Here is a 17,429-nt window from a genome sequence, read left to right as displayed (position 1 = left end):
TGCGGACTTATATCTTATTTATTATATTTGTATCATTGTATAATATAACCAAAATGGTTATAATTCATAACCGTCATGATAGGAAACAAGATAAAAAATATACGGGAGTTAAAGAATTTTACTCAGGAATATATGGCTGAAAAATTAGATATTTCTCAGGCTGCCTATAGTAAGTTAGAAAAAGGAGATATAAAGGTTTCATCTGATAAGCTTTCTCAAATTGCTAAAATATTGGATGTTAATCCAGAAGATATAACATCTTTTGACAGTCAAAAATATTTTAACAGCTTCAATAATGTTAAAGGAAGTAATAACGGAAGCATTATCATTGGAGCAGATGAGACTGAATTGATAAAGAAATTGTATGAAGATAAGATTTCGTTACTCGAAAAATTATTAAGTAATACCGAAAAAGAATTGAAAAATTATAAAACAAAATATGGAGAGCTTTAATGGCTCTTTTTTTATTTTTAAAGGTCTGTAAATAGTTTTTATGGTTTTGTCTTGGGATATGAATTTTTGTAATTATGTGACAGTTTGATTTTTTATCTCCGTTATATATATTGAAATATCAAATAACAGTTAGAGATGCAATGGTAAATGTAGGTGTGTATTATTGTACCGTGTCCTGAAATCCTAAAAACAAAATGATTCCTTTTAAGAGGAATTTGTGTAAATTTTGCACCAAAGTTGGGATGTCTAGTTAGTGCTGAGATGAGATATCCTTTACCGTCATACATGTCTTAAACTTTGATTATCTTTTAATATTGAAGTATTCTCCTTTATTTAGTTTAAAAACAGTGTATAACTACTTGTATTGAGCTTGGTGAGCATAGAACTGTTTGTAACATCTCTGTATGACCTCATAAAGGGGTTAAATTTCGATTTTCTTATTGCTCTGGTGTATTTAGTTTCCTTGTTTTAAATGCGGCTTAAAAGGGCTTGTTTTTAGTTTGTGGGTAGGGGTGAACAGTTTGCATAATCTTTTTATGATAGGCGGCCGCTGAAAAACTTTGTGTTAAAGATAATTACACTGTAACAGGTGGTGTAGGTTGTCTCTGTGGTTTTGTCGGGGCATTTAAAAATCAGATTTGAAACAGGCTCATTTTTGTTAATATATATCTACCTATTTACCCCAAAGCCAAACTACACAATCTTCCAGACAACCTCTGTAAACTACTGTAAACAGGTATTTTCAGGGTTTCTGCAAGATATTACCAATATATAATAATATTTATCTCTTAATTAATCACACTTTTATAATCCTAAATCAATATTTAGGGAAACTGTGGTAAACGGTTTGTGGTGTTCTGTGTGGAGTGGTGGTTTTGTCTGCGGAGTTTCGGGAAAATGTATAATACTTGGTCTCCTATTTACACCACCCGCCAAATTTTACTTTAAAAATGTGCCCCCTATGCCGTATCTTAAAATTTTGTATAGGTATCGGGACAGTACCTACTATTAAGTTTACCCTGTATGGTGCAAGAGCTTTTTTTGCCTGCCCCCTATCAAACGTATTTAGGTTTTTTGACAGTTGTTTTACTTTTCCTGCGCTGGGAGTGGTTAAAAAGATTTTAACAAGGGTTGATATTTTAGTTAAAAACTGCTGTAAGTGCTTGTATTTGTGGGCTTTTTGTTGTATATTTATACTGCTTTTGTGAGCAACTTACTTACTAAAATATCTCAATATTACATAAAAAAGCCTTGAAGCACTGCAATGCGACAAGGCGAATCAATAAATTTTAACGTATCTAAAACTTATCAACATGACAAATTTACAAAATTGTCTGCAAAATTGTGCTATTTACTGTGGCACTTATGCGAAGTACAACAATTCAAGTATTTATGGCAAATGGTTTAACCTTAGCGAATACGGAAGCTATGACGACCTACTGGAAGCAATGCATGAACTACACGAAGATGAACAAGATCCTGAATTTATGTTTCAGGATTACGAAAACTGCGAACTATTTGAGAAATTGGGATTGATAGGAGAAAGTTTTTTATCTCCCGAGATTTACGAGATAGCCGAGCAAATAAATGATTCGGAGTATGATTCAGAAGTTTTTGAAGTGATTTTAGATAACTTTTTAGATATGGATTTTCAAAGTGCCTATGAATACGTAAACAATTTTTATTACGGTGAGTTTGCAAATGATATTGAGTTCGTGGAATATCTGTATGAAAATGATATACCGTTCAATCTCCCGAGTTTTGTCGTTATTGATTGGGAAGCCACTGCAAGAAACATTATGTATGATTATTTTGAGAGTAACGGACATTATTTCCGTAGCTAAAATACAATCAGATTCAAATAGATTCAATTAAGTTCACTCCGAGCGTTTTTTATCAAAAGTATGACTAAAAAGGTGACCAAACGTGAAAAATTGACCAAAAATAAAATGCAACTTGCTGTAATTTAGCTAGTTGCATTTTTTAGATAGTAGACCCACAGGGATTCGAACCCCAGATGACTGAACCAAAATCAGTAGTGTTACCGCTACACCATGGGTCTGTTTCTATGCCGCGAAATTATAGAAATTATTTTAAATATGAAAATCGAAATTAAAGATTAATTAACATAATAGGTGAGTGGATCGCTTTATGTATTGATATCCAAATAATTATTTTTCAATAAAAATTTTAAAATAATCTGCTTCTACTGGAAAATAGGAGAATTATAGATACTATCTGTTTAATTTTAATGAGAGTGATTATTATGAATTCTCCCATGGATAATAAAATCCAGCCTCCTTCTCCCGGCCTCCATCTGTTAAATAATAAAACCCTATCTTTGCAAAAAATTGGGCTCCAAAAGTTGGAGTAACCCATTAATAACATATCCTTGAGCAAAGTAAAAGGATTATTAAACATTTTTTATGTCAAATATTGTCGCAATCGTTGGACGTCCCAACGTAGGAAAATCCACGCTTTTTAATCGTTTATTAGAAAGAAGAGAAGCTATTGTAGATTCTACAGCTGGTGTTACCAGAGACCGTCACTATGGGAAATCAGACTGGAATGGAGTAGACTTTACGGTAATTGATACCGGAGGTTATGATGTAGGTACAGATGATATTTTCGAAGAGGAAATCCGTAAACAGGTACAATTAGCGGTTGATGAAGCCACTTCTATTATCTTTATGATGAATGTAGAAGAAGGACTTACTGACACAGACTACGAAATCTACAGACTTCTTAGAAGATCCAACAAACCAATTTATATCGTTATCAATAAAGTAGATTCTGCAAAGGAAGAACTTCCTGCAACAGAATTCTATCAGTTAGGAATTGATAAATATTACACACTTTCTTCTGCTACAGGTTCAGGAACAGGAGACTTGTTAGATGATATCGTTAAAGATTTCCCTACTACAGAATATAAAGATCCTTTTGAAGGGCTTCCAAAAATTACCATTGCAGGTCGTCCAAACGTAGGAAAGTCTACAATGACCAATGCTTTATTGGATGTTGAAAGAAATATTGTAACCGATATTGCAGGAACTACCAGAGACAGTATCCAGACTTTATATAACAAATTCGGACATGAGTTTGTATTGGTAGATACGGCAGGGATGAGAAGAAAGTCTAAGGTAAACGAAGATCTTGAATTTTACTCGGTAATGAGGTCTATCCGTTCTATTGAGTATTCTGACGTCGTTATCATCATGGTTGATGCTACACAAGGATGGGAATCTCAGGATATGAATATCTTCGGATTGGCTCAGAAAAATAGAAAAGGAATTGTAATCCTTGTGAATAAGTGGGATTTGATTGAGGATAAGGAGACCAATACGATGCGTGATTTCGAAAAATCAATCAAAGATAAAATTGGTCAGTTCCAAGATATTCCAATCTTATTTGTTTCAGCTTTAACTAAGCAAAGAATCTTAAAAGCTGTAGAAGTAGCCATGGAGGTTTATGAAGACCGTAAGAAGAAAATTAAAACTTCAAAACTGAATGAAGTAATGCTTCCGATCTTCGAACAGACACCACCACCGGCATTGAAAGGGAAATACATTAAAATCAAATATTGTGTACAGCTTCCTACGCCTTCACCACAGTTTGTATTCTTCTGTAACCTTCCACAATATGTGAAAGAACCATATAAGAGATTTACTGAAAATCAGTTGAGAAAACAATTCGGGTTTACCGGAGTTCCAATTGAAGTTTATTTCAGACAAAAATAATAAGAACTTTTGTTCACAAAAACTCCGGCAAGCAAAGCTTGCCGGAGTTTTTTATATCTTCAGAGCAGACTTTCTCTTTAAGCCCAATCTTTCAATTCGTTTTTTAGTTGTAATTTTGCAGCAATTAATATCAATTAACTGAAATTAAAAATAAAATTTTCATGCTTACTATTTTATCGCAACACTTTTCTCTGGTCAACGAGTGGATTAACGAACTTAGAAATGTTACTATCCAGCATGACCGAATGAGATTCAGAAGGAATATGGAAAGAATCGGGGAGATTGCCGCTTTTGAAATCAGTAAAGGACTGGAGTACAGAGAAGTTGAAATTCAAACTCCTTTAGATACAATAAAAAGCAGAGAAATTGCTGTACAGCCGGTTATTACAACTATTTTAAGAGCCGGTGTTCCTTTGTTTGAAGGAATTCTGAACTATTTAGACCGAGCGGACTGCGGTTTTGTAGCAGCTTACAGAAAACACGATGCCAATGATTATTTCTCAATCAAACAGGATTATCTTACCTGCCCAAGCATTGAAGGAAGACCTTTGATCGTAGCGGATCCCATGTTGGCAACAGGTGCTTCTTTAATTGAAGCGATCAAAGATTTGCTAACCAATGGAAATCCAACCCAGCTTCATATTGTAGCAGCCATTGCATCAAAACAAGGAGTTGAAACGGTTCAGAATGCTTATCCTGAAGCGCACATCTGGGTCGGAGCTATTGATGAACATTTAACTTCAAAAGGATATATCACTCCAGGATTAGGAGATGCCGGAGATTTAAGCTACGGAGAAAAACTTCAGAGATAATTTAAGAAAGATTCCAGAAATCTTTTATTAAATTCAATAATAAATCAGGTCGTACTTTATCCATAGGATGCTTTGTATCAGGGAGTACGGCCAATTTTGCGTTTGGAAGGCTTCTGTAAACTCTCATACTCTCTTCAATAGTGACCATATTATCTTTATCTCCCACCATAATTTGAGTTGGGGTAGTAATCGTGGCAAAATTATTTTCCAAAGGAGGATTTTTACCCAGATCGATCATTAAATCAGCAATAGCCGGAAGAAGTTCTTTCCATTTTGTTCCGTGCTGTGATTCTAAAAGTTGGGCATACTGCGGAATTTTTTCAAGAATAACATCAGGATTAAGCATCTTACTTTCTTTTAAAGCCTGCTCCTCAGTCCAGTCGAACTTTGTTCCTAATGTTATAATAGAATTTACACGGTCAGGATTTCTCATTGCATAACAAAGCGCAACATAACCACCCATACTATGTCCGAAAATTGATACTTCAGTCAAATTGTTCACCTTACAATACTCAGATAATTCCTGAGTATATTTTTCAATAGTGATACCATCTGCCGGAAGTTCCTGATCTCCATGCCCTGAAAATAAAGGAGTATGTACCGTAAAATATTGGGATAAAGTATTTAAATAAGGTTTGAAAATGTCGCTGTGACCTAAGGCTCCGTGCAGTAAAAGCAGATTTGGCATAGTGGTTTAGTTTCCGGAAAATTAGGAAAAAGAATTGAATCATGAAAATAGATTAAGTGGGTGTTTGAGAGAGTTTAGATGCATTTAGGTTTGGAAATATTTTTGAATATCATCCATGCCCAAAATTCCACACCTCGTATCTCAAAACTCGTATCCCGTATCTCACCATCCCGAAACTCGTACCTCGCACCCCATATCAAATATCCACAGCCATCACCAATACACTTACTTTATTGTCTCCGGCGTTCAAAATCTCCCATGCAACCGATGACACAGTATTTCCTGTAGTAAAAACATCATCGATCAGGAGGATATGCTTTCCGGAAACAGGTTGGGTGACTGAAAATGTATTAATGGTTTCCAGCCTATGTTTTTTGTCTTTTAAAGCCTGAGCTTTTGAATAGTAATTTCGTTTAATTAATTGATGATTGAAAGGAATGTTATAAAATGAAGACAAAGTTTCTGTGAATAAATGAAGTTGATTATATCCGCGCTCTTTGAGTTTCCTTGGATGAAGAGGAACATTTATTAGTAAATCAGGTTTTTTATTATTGAAATTAAGACGTTCTGTAGTCCAGTCTGCCAGAATCTTTCCTGTTTTTTCCCTGCTTCTGTATTTCAGTTCGTGGATAATCTGCCGGCTTAAACTTTCCTCTTCAAATTGTATTAAAGAATAAGCGTTTTCAACCGGAAAAAATAAACTGCATTTTTCCTTGACCGGATTATTTTCAAAATAATCATAGTGTGTAAAATGAATCTGATGAAAACAAAGGTCACAAACCAAAAGTTCAGAATCAATGATTCTGTTACAATGAATGCAACGGTTTGGAAACAATAAGTCTAATATCATAGTGTGTTTTTACTAAGATATAAAATAATCGTCAATTTTTGCGTTGCAAAGTCAATAGTGAATTATTATTAACGATGAAGTTCAAAAAGGTTTGTCAGCTAATCTCATATATCGTTCATAAGAATATTTCGTTAAGAAGAGGGAAGACCTTTTCCGTTGCTGAGTGAAACGCCATAGCGACCGGAAAAGTTATAAATAGTATAGAAAAATTTTGCGAACTCTGCGTTTAGATAAATAACTTACCTGTAAATTTTAACAACAAATCTATTATTCACAAACCCGAATCTCGCATCCCGAACCTCATCACTTTTAAACATCTTCAAACGTCTTCCTAATCTTCTCTACAGCATTCTTCATACTCATATTAAAATGCTCCTTTTCCAGTCTCACAGGAGGTGCCTGCCTCACTTCACAATCTGCAATACTACAGGATTCGCAGGTAACTCCTACATTGATGGTTTTTAAAGAAGGAGATTTGATAAACCCTATTTTTTTTATCGTTTGAGAATTCAGTAATATTCCCAGACAATAACTTCTGTTACTTCCATCCGAAAAAGGATTTTTTTGTGAAGTAGAAATAACCAGATAGCTTATTCCCTGGTCTTTATAATGAGAAATCTGAGCATCCGTCAGGGTTTCATTTTCTTTTAAATCACCAAGATTTTTCACAGCAATCCATCTTCTGCAATAATGCTCGTTGGTTGCATTGGCATGAGGCGCCTGCTGATGATTCAGGTGAAGCTCTTTTAAAATCTGAATCTTATCCGAATTTTTCTTTTTTACCAGACATAAATAAAAAAGATCCTTGATTCCCATCTCAGCTGAAAGAATATTCGTAAGGCGATAATAGAATGTTTCCGGTGATCGGGTAAAGCTATTAATCAGACTTTCGAAATTTTTAGGTTCCCATTTATTTTGCTGGAAAAATTCTGAAGTCTTGTCAATCACAGGTTCTTTTGAAATGAGCAAAGCTCCTGCGAAATAAGAGGCGTAAAAGTTATTCAGTATTTCTTCAAAACTTCCGAAATCCAGCCATGAATACGTATTGGGGCGATTTTTTAATTCCAATACATTGAAGCCGATTTCCTTTGCAAGGATGAACGTTTTCTGGTCTTTTTCCAGTTTTTGATTCAGAAGTAAAAGCTTTTTTTCAGGAATAAAAAGAGAACGGAGATTATCCAGCGTTCCATATTTTTCAAAATCTTCAGACTGAATGGTATAGCTGAATTTTTCTGCAAGAATTTTCTCCAGAATGTCAGACTTTAAGCTTTTACCAATTTTTAACTGATTTTCCTGGGTAAACTGATCTACTTTTTCTTCAATTTCCGGGAAATAATTATCATACAATTCCTGAAAAGATCTTAACACCGCAAAATAAAATCTTTCTTTTCCAAGATTATAATTCTGGGAAATTTCGATGAGAGCATTGATGAAAGCCGTTACTTTTTTGGGAGCATCGCTGATAATACTGATAAGGTTGTTCTTATTGATCCCAAACAATTCCAAAGGAACTTCTTTGAAAAAATCAGACTGAAGAATTTCGTTGAAAGGAGCCAGACTTTTATCCAGCTTGGTAGAAACCAGATCATCGAAAGTACAGCTAAGTGCTTCAGAAAGCTGAATGATTTTATCGTGCTTGGGATATTTTTTTCCATTCTCAATTTCGTTGAGGTAAGATTTTGATAATCCTGTCTTTACAGCAAGGTCCTGTAGAGACCAGTTTTTCTTTTGTCTCTGCTGCTTCAGTTTTAGTCCGAAAACTGTTTTGATAAAGTCGCTTTCTGAATTCATTACTCAAATATAAATAATTAGATGCGATTATTCGCATAATAAATTTTAAATAAATTTAGCGAACGTTCGCTGTTTGTGAAAATTTTTATTTATGTTTGTAACATCAAATCACAAAATCAATACGTTATGGAAACCAAGACTCAGTTAGAAATAAAGTCAGAGAAGCAGTTTGAGGAAATATTTACTCCTGATTTGGCAGATTTTCTGATTTCGCTTCATCAGAACTTTAATCATAAAAGACTTGAACTTTTAGAAGAAAGAAAAAATACACAGCATAATTTTGACAGAGGAAATCTTCCTGAGTTCTTAAAAGAAACAGCTGAGATCCGAAAGGGCAATTGGATATGTGCTCCTCTTCCTGAAGATATGTTGGATAGAAGAGTAGAAATTACCGGACCTGTTGACCGCAAGATGATTATCAATGCCCTTAATTCCGGAGCATCTACGTTTATGGCTGATTTTGAAGACAGCAGTTCGCCGGTTTGGGAAAACTGTATCCAGGGTCAGATTAATCTTTCTGATGCCATTAACCGGAATATTGATTTTGTTAACGAAAAAGGAAAAGCGTATACTCTTAATAAAAAAACAGCCGTTTTACAGGTTCGTCCAAGGGGACTTCATCTTCCGGAGAAACATATTGAAATCAATGGAGAAAAAGCTTCCGGATCGCTGACAGATTTTGGAATCTATTTTTTCAGAAATGCAAAACAGCTTTTGGAAAATGGAAGTGGCCCTTATTTTTACCTTCCGAAATTGGAACATTATAAAGAAGCACGATGGTGGAATGAAGTTTTTGTTTTTGCCCAGAACTATCTTGTAATACCGGAGGGAACCATTAAAGCAACTGTTTTAATAGAAACCATTACTGCTTCATTTCAGATTGATGAAATTTTATTTGAATTAAAAGAACACAGCGCAGGACTGAATTGTGGAAGATGGGATTATATTTTCTCTTACATTAAAAAATTCAGAAACCTTCCCGAATTTATTGTGCCGGACAGAGATCAGGTAACCATGACTTCTCCCTTTATGAGTGCTTATTCAAAAAGAGTGATCGAAATCTGTCATAAAAGAAATGTACATGCTATTGGTGGAATGGCAGCCCAAATTCCTGTAAAAGACGATGACGAAGCCAACAGAAAGGCTTTTGAAAAAGTAAGAAATGATAAAGAAAGGGAAGTGAAAAATGGTCATGACGGAACTTGGGTGGCACATCCGGCATTAGTAGCGGTGGCAAAAGAAATTTTTGATGAGTATATGCCAACCAAAAACCAGATCGATAAAAAATTTGAATATCATATAACAGAAAGCCAGCTGCTGGAAATCCCTAAAGGAGATATTACTGAAAAAGGAGTCCGAAAAAATATCAATGTAGGAATTCTTTATCTGGAAAGCTGGCTGATGGGAACCGGTGCTGCCGCCATTTATAATCTGATGGAAGATGCCGCTACTGCTGAGATTTCAAGAACACAAATTTGGCAATGGCTGAAAAACGAAGCGGTTCTGAGTGACGACAGAACATTAACCCGAAGCATGGTATTGCAGTGGGAAAAAGAAGAAATGGACAATATTGAAAAGTATGTAGGAGAAACCCGTTTCCAAAACGGAAAATTTAACCTCGCCAAAGAACTTTTCAATGAATTGATTTTCTCTGAAAAATTTGAAGAATTTCTGACCCTTAAAGCATATCCTTTTATCTAGTTTGAGAGTGTAAATGTTCGAAAGTTTGAGAATCATACTCTCACCCCGAACCTCTCACCTCGTATCCCGAAATCCAAAATCTAATCAAACAAAATCCAAATATTATGAAAACAAGACAAGAACAAATCCAGGTTCTGGAGCAAGATTGGCTGACAAATCCACGTTGGAACGGTGTAAAAAGACCTTATACAGCAGAAGAAGTTTTAAAACTTCGTGGTTCTTATACCATAGATTACACCATTGCTACGGAAATGTCCAAAAAATTCTGGGATAAATTAAATACTCAGGATTATGTAGCAGGACTTGGTGCGTTGACCGGTAATCAGGCAGTGCAGGAAGTAGATGCCGGTCTGGAAGCAATATATCTTTCAGGGTGGCAGGTGGCTGCAGATGCTAATCTATCAGGGGAAATGTATCCTGATCAGTCATTGTATCCGGCCAATTCAGTGCCTTCTGTGGTAAAGAAAATTAATAATGCTTTATTGAGAGCAGATCAGGTACAGTCTGTAAGCGGAACAGGAAATAAAGAATATCTAGTGCCTATCATTGCCGACGCAGAAGCGGGTTTTGGAGGTAACCTGAATGCTTTTGAACTGATGAAACAGATGATTGAAGCAGGAGCAGCTGGTGTCCATTTTGAAGATCAGCTTTCTTCTGCCAAAAAATGTGGACACTTAGGAGGAAAAGTATTGGTGCCTACTCAGGAAGCAATCAATAAACTTATTGCTGCACGTCTGGCCGCTGATGTACTTGGAGTTCCGAGTCTTATTATTGCAAGAACGGATGCAGATGCAGCAGATTTACTGACTTCTGATATTGATGACAGAGATAAAAAATTCGTTACGGGAGAAAGGACTTCTGAAGGGTTTTATGTAGTAAAAAATGGGGTAGAACAGGGAATAGACAGAGGTCTGTCTTATGCTCCCTATGCAGATCTTATCTGGATGGAAACTTCAAATCCCGACCTGGAACAAGCCAAAAGGTTTGCAGAAGGAATTCATGCAAAATTTCCAGGGAAAATGCTTGCTTACAACTGTTCACCTTCATTCAATTGGGCAGCGAGACTGAGTGTAGAAGAAATGTCTACTTTCCGTGAAGAGTTGGCTAAAATGGGATACAAATTCCAGTTTATTACCCTTGCAGGATTCCATGCTTTGAACACAGCTATGTTTGAATTGGCTCTAGCTTATAAAGAAAGAGGAATGGCAGGATATTCAGAACTTCAGGAGCGTGAGTTTGCATTACAGCAGAAAGGATTCAGAGCAGTGAAACACCAGTCTTTTGTAGGAACAGGATATTTTGATGAAGTACAGAATATTGTGACCAACGGCTCCTCAGCTACGGTAGCAATGAAAGATTCTACGGAAACTGCACAATTCCATTAATCATTTTCCATATTTTTTTGATGTTAAACCTTCTCATTCGGAGAAGGTTTTTCTTTGATTTAAAAGTATTTAAACCTGTTTTTACAATATGAATATTTCAAAATAATAAAGAAATAAATACTACATGATAAGTAATTGAAATTTGAATTATATTTGGGGCTGAAAAAATATTATTAAAAATGAATTTAATTAAAGTACTTTTTATTACATTAGGATTAACGCTTACTGCAAATGCTGCGAATGCTCAACAGAAGGTTGGAAGTGTAAACACAGAGGATATTTTTGCAAGCTTATCTGAAGTAACCACTATAGGAACTACTATTGATAACCTGACTAAAGCTAAGCAGGCTGAAATTGAAAAAATGATTGGTGATTATCAGACTAAATTGAAAGCAGCACAGGCTAAAGAAAAGACTCTTAGTGAAGCCAACAAAGAAGCTGTAACTAAAGAACTGATGGCAGCACAAACAGAATTGCAGACTTTAGGTAAAAAAATAGAAGATTCAAGAGCACAGGCGGCTAAAGATATTTCAGCTAAACAAAGTGAATTATACACACCTTTACAGCAAAAGGTAAAGAGCGTTATTTCTGCTGTCGCTAAAGAAAGAGGATTGAATTTTATCTTCGATACATCATTTCATGAATCTAACAATTTGGTTTACACGGATGGAAGTGAAGATATCACAGCACTTGTAAAAACTAAATTAGGAGCTACAGCAACGCCTGCAAAACCTGCTGGAAAATCTAAATAAGAAATTCAATATACTGAATATTATAACGGAATCAGAACTTATGATTCCGTTTTTTTGTGCATAAAAGTGTGGGGTTGAATGAAGAAAGTTTTGTTTTAAAATGATACATTTGAGTAAACTTTCAGCAGAATGAATTTAATGCACGAAAAACAAATAAAGGTAACAGCAGAACATATTGATCAGAACAATCATGTAAATAATGTACAGTATGTGCACTGGGTGGAAGAAATAGCAGCGGAACACTGGGATCTTCTGAAACAGCAAACAGAATATGCAAACGATGCCTGGATGCTTCTGGATCACCATATCCGATATAAAAAACAGGTTTATCTAGGGGATATCATTACAGTAAGAACTTATCCTCTGACTCCCGAAGGAGCCAAACAGCCAAGAAAAGTTGAATTCTATTGCAATGATGAACTTGTGGTAAATTCAAGCACGCTCTGGATTTTGTTTGATCCTGAAACCAAAAAAATAAAACGTCTGGAAAACGACTGGCTGGAGAAGTTTTTTAATTAGAACAAGGTGTGGAGTAAAACAATTGTAATTTGTTAAAATGGAAATTGAATATAAAAAGAATAAAATTTTAGGCAATTTGATATTGGGGTATTTTTATCTGTGTTTTACCGTTTTTATTTCTGGTGTCATTGTACGTAAAATGATTCTGGACTGGAATGAACTTTCATTATCAAAGATAATTTCCTCTGCTGTTCCGGTTTTACTGTTTTCTTTTCTTACTTATCTTTTTTTGGGAACAGCATTAATCAGAAAAAAATATTATTTGCGAAATTTAAGGGAAGAAGCTAAAATTGATCATTTAGAAAAGCAAATCATAGTATTGGATAAACAGAGCCAAAAAGAGAGAAAAATAGATTTTGATAAAATTAAAGCCGTTGAATTGTATTATTCATGGAACTCAAATGCCTTTTCATCAGATCTGGGATATTCTAAAATTGTAATTGAGGATAATGCTGAACCTATTTTGATTACTCAGAATAATATTAACCAATACTACATTTATAAAGCTTTTAAGAATAAAGTAACTGTAAATAAATCAAAATTTGCAAATAACTTATAAAGAAATGATTTGAGCCAGATCTCTTAGGTTGTTGGCTCTAAATTTGTAGTTTACTGGATGGTAATTATCAATCAAAAACTAAATACACATGAAATTCTCTTATTCACTGGCTTTACTGTTGGTAAGCATGGCAGGTTATGGCCAGGAAAACCCTTACTGGTTTACAGACGATATCAAAAAAAAGGTAGCGGATTCTACTCAAAGTCAATCCTGGAGAAGCCAGATGGCGGCAACATACTACTCAATAAGCGGACAATATAAACTGGCATTGGAAAGTTGGGATGAGACTTTTGGACGTGTAAAAAAGTTGAGTACTGCAGATAGTTTGAAATTCATAAAATTACAGCCTGTCAATGCAAAAGATTATATCTTGGAAAGAGCTGTCAATGAAAAGATTATAATCATGAACGAAGCTCATCATAATGCCAGTCATAGAAATTTTGCCTCTTCCTTACTTCAGGGATTATATGATAAAGGCTACAGATATTTGGGGCTCGAAACATTAGCGAGTGACTCTTTAAACGCTACAAAATTTGCTGCTCTTAACAGTGGATATTACTCCAAAGAAACGGAATTCGGAAATTTTATCTACAATGCTTTGAGAATTGGATTTAAACTTTTCCCCTACGAAGCTGAAGGAAATAACAAAGAAAGGGAAATTGGAGAAGCAAAAAATATCTTCGATTTTATGCAGAAAAATAAGGCGGGAAAATATCTCATCTACTGCGGTTATCAGCACGCTTATGAAGGTATTCATAAATCCTGGGAGAAAACAATGGCGGGAAGGCTTTCAGACTTAACAGGTGTGAATCCTTTTACTATTGATCAGACTCAATTTTCAGAAAAAAGTAACCTGAAGTATAATGAACCGCTTTTAAGATTTACAAATAATACTGTTCCTGTTGTTTTAAAAGATGAAAATGAGGGAATATATAATGGTGAAGACAAAGATTTGTATACTGATATTAAAATCATTCATCCCGTTACAAAATACATTGAAGGCAGACCCAATTGGATGTTGAACAAAAACAGAAAGCTTTATAAGGTTCCAGCTTCTAAAGTTTCAATATATCCGGCCATGGTTTTAGCCTACAGAAAAGGAGAGTTTGAGCAGAAAGGAATTCCTGCTGATATCATTGAGCTCAAAACTTCCCAAGACAGCCGTTTTTTAATCCTGGATAAAGGAGAATATGAGATTGTTATTAAAAATAAGGAGTATAAAGTCATTAGTAGATTTGAAAAAATGATCAGATAAAGAGAGGTAATGAAAAACAAATTAAGAAAGATAGTCATCGATAATAATGAATATCTGTATTTGGTTACGGATCAGTTGAACGCTGGAACTGAAACTAATACTCTACAATTGAAAGTTTTTCTAAGCGGGCAGAAACAGACTCCTTTGATTATTGAGTTTGTAACAGTTGATCATTATATTATAGGTCAGCCTTTAAAATCAGGTGTTAAGTTGATAAATAAAATAACAAATTCTGAAGATGAGGTTAATATGAATGAGCCGAAGTATATCAGACAATTTATTTTACTTGGATTAAAAAATGGATGGTCGGGAGTTAATTCAATAGCGGTTCAAGATGGACTAGACTATTTGAATCAATTAGGTTTTGAAACAGATCAATTAATTTTCAGGAAGTAATAGATGTCACTTTTGAAAACCTGTGAAAAGAATATTTTAAAATCGCTGTAATAGAAACAGTCTTTTCTCTATTAAGCTGTTTTATCTTATCTTTGTACTATGATACGTATTACAAAAATTTTTACATTCGAAACGGCTCACGTGCTTTACAACTACGATGGGAAGTGTAAAAATATGCATGGACATTCCTATAAGCTGTTTGTAACAGTGAAAGGAAAACCGATTAATGATATTGAAAATCCTAAAAATGGAATGGTGGTCGATTTCGGAGATATCAAAAGTATCGTAAAATCTGAGATCGTTGATGTATGGGACCATGCGGTTCTTGTCAATGCGCTGTCTCCACACAAAGAACTGGGAGATGACCTTGAGCAGAAAGGACATAAAGTAATCTATTGCAGTTTCCAGCCGACTTGTGAAAACATGTTGTATGCTATTGCTGCTAAAGTAAAATCAAGACTTCCCGAAGGAATTTCTTTAGCTTATCTTAAACTTCACGAGACAGAAAACTCTTATGGAGAATGGTTTGCAGAAGATAATCAATAATTTTTCACAAAAATCAGAAGGTGTTAAAAACGACAATTAATTTAGAACCTGGAAAAAAAGTATACTTCGCTTCAGATCAGCATTTTGGTGCTCCTACACCCAAGGAGAGCAAGGTGCGTGAAGAGAGATTTATACGCTGGATGGATGAGATCAAAGAAGATGCTCAGGTTTTATTTTTAATGGGCGATCTTTTTGATTTCTGGCATGAATGGAAGCATGTTATTCCCAAAGGATATGTTCGTGTGCTGGGGAAAATTGCAGAACTTAAAGACAGAGGAATTCATATTTATTTCTTTGTCGGAAATCATGATCTCTGGATGAAAGATTATCTGGAAGAAGAAATCGGATGTACTGTATTCTATCAGAAACAATATTTTGAAATGGGAGGGAAGCAATTTCTGCTGGCCCATGGAGATGGTTTGGGACCTGGAGACAAAGGATACAAAAGAATGAAGAAACTATTCACCAATCCGATAGCACAGTGGTTCTTCAAATGGCTTCATCCAGATATTGCGATGAAAATTGCATTATACCTTTCCCAAAAAAATAAAATGATCTCCGGTGAAGAAGACAAAGCGTTTCTGGGAGAAGATAAAGAGTTTCTTATTATTTATTCCAAAGAAAAACTGAAAACTCAGAAGATTGATTATTTCATCTATGGGCACAGACACCTGCCAATGGTACTGGATTTGGAACAAAACGCAAAATATATCAACCTTGGAGACTGGATTTCCTATTTCACTTACGGGGTTTTTGAAAAAGATTTTGAACTCAAGACTTTTGAGAAATAAAGCAAAAAAAAAATTACCCCTAAAAAGAGGTAACTTTCGAACGGGTGGAAAAACCCACTCTTGTTTTTAATCCATATTCCAAGTAACTCATTGCAATAAGTCTACCAAAATAGGTTTTATACATTAAAAAATTATTAAATAACAATATTTTATCTCTGTAATTGCTTTGTAGTAAGGGATTAAGAAATTCAAAAATTATGGAATTGAAAAATATATTCAACATACAGACTGAACAGGATTTTCTGAATGCATCATTGAAAACATTTCGTTATCAATATGAAAGTGTTGAAATATACCGGAAATTTGTTGATTTTCTTAAAGTTAATCCCGATGATGTCGACAGTCTGGCGAAAATTCCGTTTCTTCCTATTGAAATGTTTAAAAATCATCAGATCCTGGATAAAAATGTGGCTACTGATCTTTTCTTTCAAAGTTCAGGAACAACCCAGATGAATCTTTCCAAACATTTCATCGCAGATCCGGAACTTTATGAAGAAAGTATTTATAAAAGTTTTGAACAATTTATCGGAAAACCGGAAGACTTTATTTTTCTTGGACTACTTCCAAGCTATCTTGAGAGGCAAAACTCATCACTGATCTATATGGTGGACTATCTGATGAAGAAGTCTGCCAAACAGGAAAACGGATATTTTCTTTATAATCATGCTGAGCTTTTTGAGTTATTAAATACACTGCAGGGCAAAAAAGTTATTCTTTTCGGAGTTTCCTTTGCCTTATTAGACTTTCTTGATTACTGTCATGCTAAACAAAGCGAAGAATCCCTGAACTTCCCTGAAAACTTAATCGTAATTGAAACCGGTGGAATGAAAGGACGAAAGGAAGAAATGACCAAGGATGAATTGTTGAAAATATTGCAGGAAGGTCTTAAGACAAACAAAATATATTCAGAATATTCCATGACAGAACTGCTTTCACAGGCTTATTCTCTTGGAAATAATGAATATGAATGTCCAAACTGGATGAGAATTATGGTTCGGAATGCAGAAGATCCTTTGGCCTATGAAAAAGAAGGCCGAACAGGGGCTATTAATATTATTGACCTTGCCAATACACATTCCTGCTCATTTATTGCAACCCAGGACTTAGGGAAAAAGGTAGGTGATAAATTTCAGGTATTGGGAAGAATAGATCATTCAGATATCCGAGGATGCAGCCTGCTGGTGAGTTGATGAT

General features: G+C 34.9%; 17 protein-coding genes and 1 tRNA gene. 14 read left to right on the top strand and 4 right to left on the bottom strand.

Features of this window, described 5'->3' with window-relative positions:
* The first annotated feature begins 75 nt into the window (after nt 1-75).
* Nucleotides 76-453: a helix-turn-helix domain-containing protein gene (locus BUE84_RS18900; protein ID WP_079243031.1), complete on the top strand. Its 378-nt coding sequence runs from the start codon at nt 76-78 to the stop codon at nt 451-453.
* A gap of 1,313 nt (nt 454-1,766) precedes the next feature.
* Nucleotides 1,767-2,297 carry an antirestriction protein ArdA gene (locus BUE84_RS18895; protein ID WP_079243030.1) on the top strand — a complete coding sequence of 177 codons (531 nt, stop codon included), beginning with the start codon at nt 1,767-1,769 and terminating at the stop codon, nt 2,295-2,297.
* A gap of 147 nt (nt 2,298-2,444) precedes the next feature.
* Here BUE84_RS18895 and BUE84_RS18890 read toward each other — a convergent pair.
* A tRNA-Gln gene (locus BUE84_RS18890) sits at nt 2,445-2,515 on the bottom strand.
* A 364-nt stretch (nt 2,516-2,879) separates the two neighbouring features.
* Here BUE84_RS18890 and der point away from each other — a divergent pair.
* Nucleotides 2,880-4,190 (top strand): ribosome biogenesis GTPase Der, encoded by a 1,311-nt coding sequence (der, locus tag BUE84_RS18885; protein ID WP_034696809.1) that lies wholly within the window; start codon nt 2,880-2,882, stop codon nt 4,188-4,190.
* A 161-nt stretch (nt 4,191-4,351) separates the two neighbouring features.
* Entirely contained in the window at nt 4,352-5,002 is a 651-nt protein-coding gene (gene upp, locus BUE84_RS18880) for a uracil phosphoribosyltransferase (RefSeq protein WP_062676151.1), read from the top strand.
* 1 nt (nt 5,003) lies between these two features.
* Here the strand turns inward: upp and BUE84_RS18875 are convergent, their stop codons facing one another.
* The 3 genes from BUE84_RS18875 to BUE84_RS18865 form a co-directional block, all read right to left on the bottom strand.
* Entirely contained in the window at nt 5,004-5,690 is a 687-nt protein-coding gene (locus BUE84_RS18875) for an alpha/beta fold hydrolase (RefSeq protein ID WP_079243029.1), read from the bottom strand.
* 196 nt (nt 5,691-5,886) lie between these two features.
* Nucleotides 5,887-6,540 (bottom strand): ComF family protein, encoded by a 654-nt coding sequence (locus tag BUE84_RS18870; protein WP_079243028.1) that lies wholly within the window; start codon nt 6,538-6,540, stop codon nt 5,887-5,889.
* 309 nt (nt 6,541-6,849) lie between these two features.
* The gene (locus BUE84_RS18865) at nt 6,850-8,331 is read right to left on the bottom strand and encodes a helix-turn-helix domain-containing protein (protein WP_079243027.1); all 1,482 of its coding nucleotides are present in this window, start codon (nt 8,329-8,331) and stop codon (nt 6,850-6,852) included.
* A gap of 126 nt (nt 8,332-8,457) precedes the next feature.
* On the opposite strand from BUE84_RS18865, the gene aceB reads away from it, so the two are divergent.
* The 10 genes from aceB (at nt 8,458) to BUE84_RS18815 (ending at nt 17,425) form a co-directional block, all read left to right on the top strand.
* Nucleotides 8,458-10,032 carry a malate synthase A gene (gene aceB / locus BUE84_RS18860; RefSeq protein ID WP_079243026.1) on the top strand — a complete coding sequence of 525 codons (1,575 nt, stop codon included), beginning with the start codon at nt 8,458-8,460 and terminating at the stop codon, nt 10,030-10,032.
* A gap of 104 nt (nt 10,033-10,136) precedes the next feature.
* The gene (aceA, locus tag BUE84_RS18855) at nt 10,137-11,417 is read left to right on the top strand and encodes an isocitrate lyase (protein ID WP_079243025.1); all 1,281 of its coding nucleotides are present in this window, start codon (nt 10,137-10,139) and stop codon (nt 11,415-11,417) included.
* Nucleotides 11,418-11,596: 179 nt separating this feature from the next.
* Nucleotides 11,597-12,169, top strand: coding sequence for an OmpH family outer membrane protein (locus BUE84_RS18850; protein ID WP_079243024.1), 573 nt, complete (start codon nt 11,597-11,599; stop codon nt 12,167-12,169).
* A gap of 129 nt (nt 12,170-12,298) precedes the next feature.
* Nucleotides 12,299-12,688 (top strand): acyl-CoA thioesterase, encoded by a 390-nt coding sequence (locus tag BUE84_RS18845; RefSeq protein WP_079243023.1) that lies wholly within the window; start codon nt 12,299-12,301, stop codon nt 12,686-12,688.
* Nucleotides 12,689-12,917: 229 nt separating this feature from the next.
* Nucleotides 12,918-13,247, top strand: a complete 330-nt coding sequence (locus tag BUE84_RS24235) for a hypothetical protein (RefSeq protein ID WP_145953298.1) — start codon at nt 12,918-12,920, stop codon at nt 13,245-13,247.
* An 88-nt stretch (nt 13,248-13,335) separates the two neighbouring features.
* Nucleotides 13,336-14,502 (top strand): hypothetical protein, encoded by a 1,167-nt coding sequence (locus tag BUE84_RS18835; protein WP_079243021.1) that lies wholly within the window; start codon nt 13,336-13,338, stop codon nt 14,500-14,502.
* Between the two features lie 9 nt (nt 14,503-14,511).
* Nucleotides 14,512-14,898 carry a hypothetical protein gene (locus BUE84_RS18830; RefSeq protein ID WP_079243020.1) on the top strand — a complete coding sequence of 129 codons (387 nt, stop codon included), beginning with the start codon at nt 14,512-14,514 and terminating at the stop codon, nt 14,896-14,898.
* Nucleotides 14,899-14,997: 99 nt separating this feature from the next.
* Complete coding sequence (locus BUE84_RS18825; protein ID WP_034696824.1) at nt 14,998-15,444, top strand: 6-pyruvoyl trahydropterin synthase family protein; 447 nt, start codon at nt 14,998-15,000, stop codon at nt 15,442-15,444.
* A 20-nt stretch (nt 15,445-15,464) separates the two neighbouring features.
* Nucleotides 15,465-16,235: a UDP-2,3-diacylglucosamine diphosphatase gene (locus BUE84_RS18820; RefSeq protein WP_079243019.1), complete on the top strand. Its 771-nt coding sequence runs from the start codon at nt 15,465-15,467 to the stop codon at nt 16,233-16,235.
* Between the two features lie 197 nt (nt 16,236-16,432).
* Nucleotides 16,433-17,425: an acyl transferase gene (locus tag BUE84_RS18815; RefSeq protein WP_185116998.1), complete on the top strand. Its 993-nt coding sequence runs from the start codon at nt 16,433-16,435 to the stop codon at nt 17,423-17,425.
* Nucleotides 17,426-17,429 lie beyond the last annotated feature (4 nt).

Source organism: Chryseobacterium indologenes, assembly GCF_002025665.1.
GTDB classification, from domain to species: domain Bacteria; phylum Bacteroidota; class Bacteroidia; order Flavobacteriales; family Weeksellaceae; genus Chryseobacterium; species Chryseobacterium metallicongregator.
The sequence above is the reverse complement of the archived record's forward strand: the minus strand, read 5'-3'. Positions and strand labels throughout refer to the sequence as shown.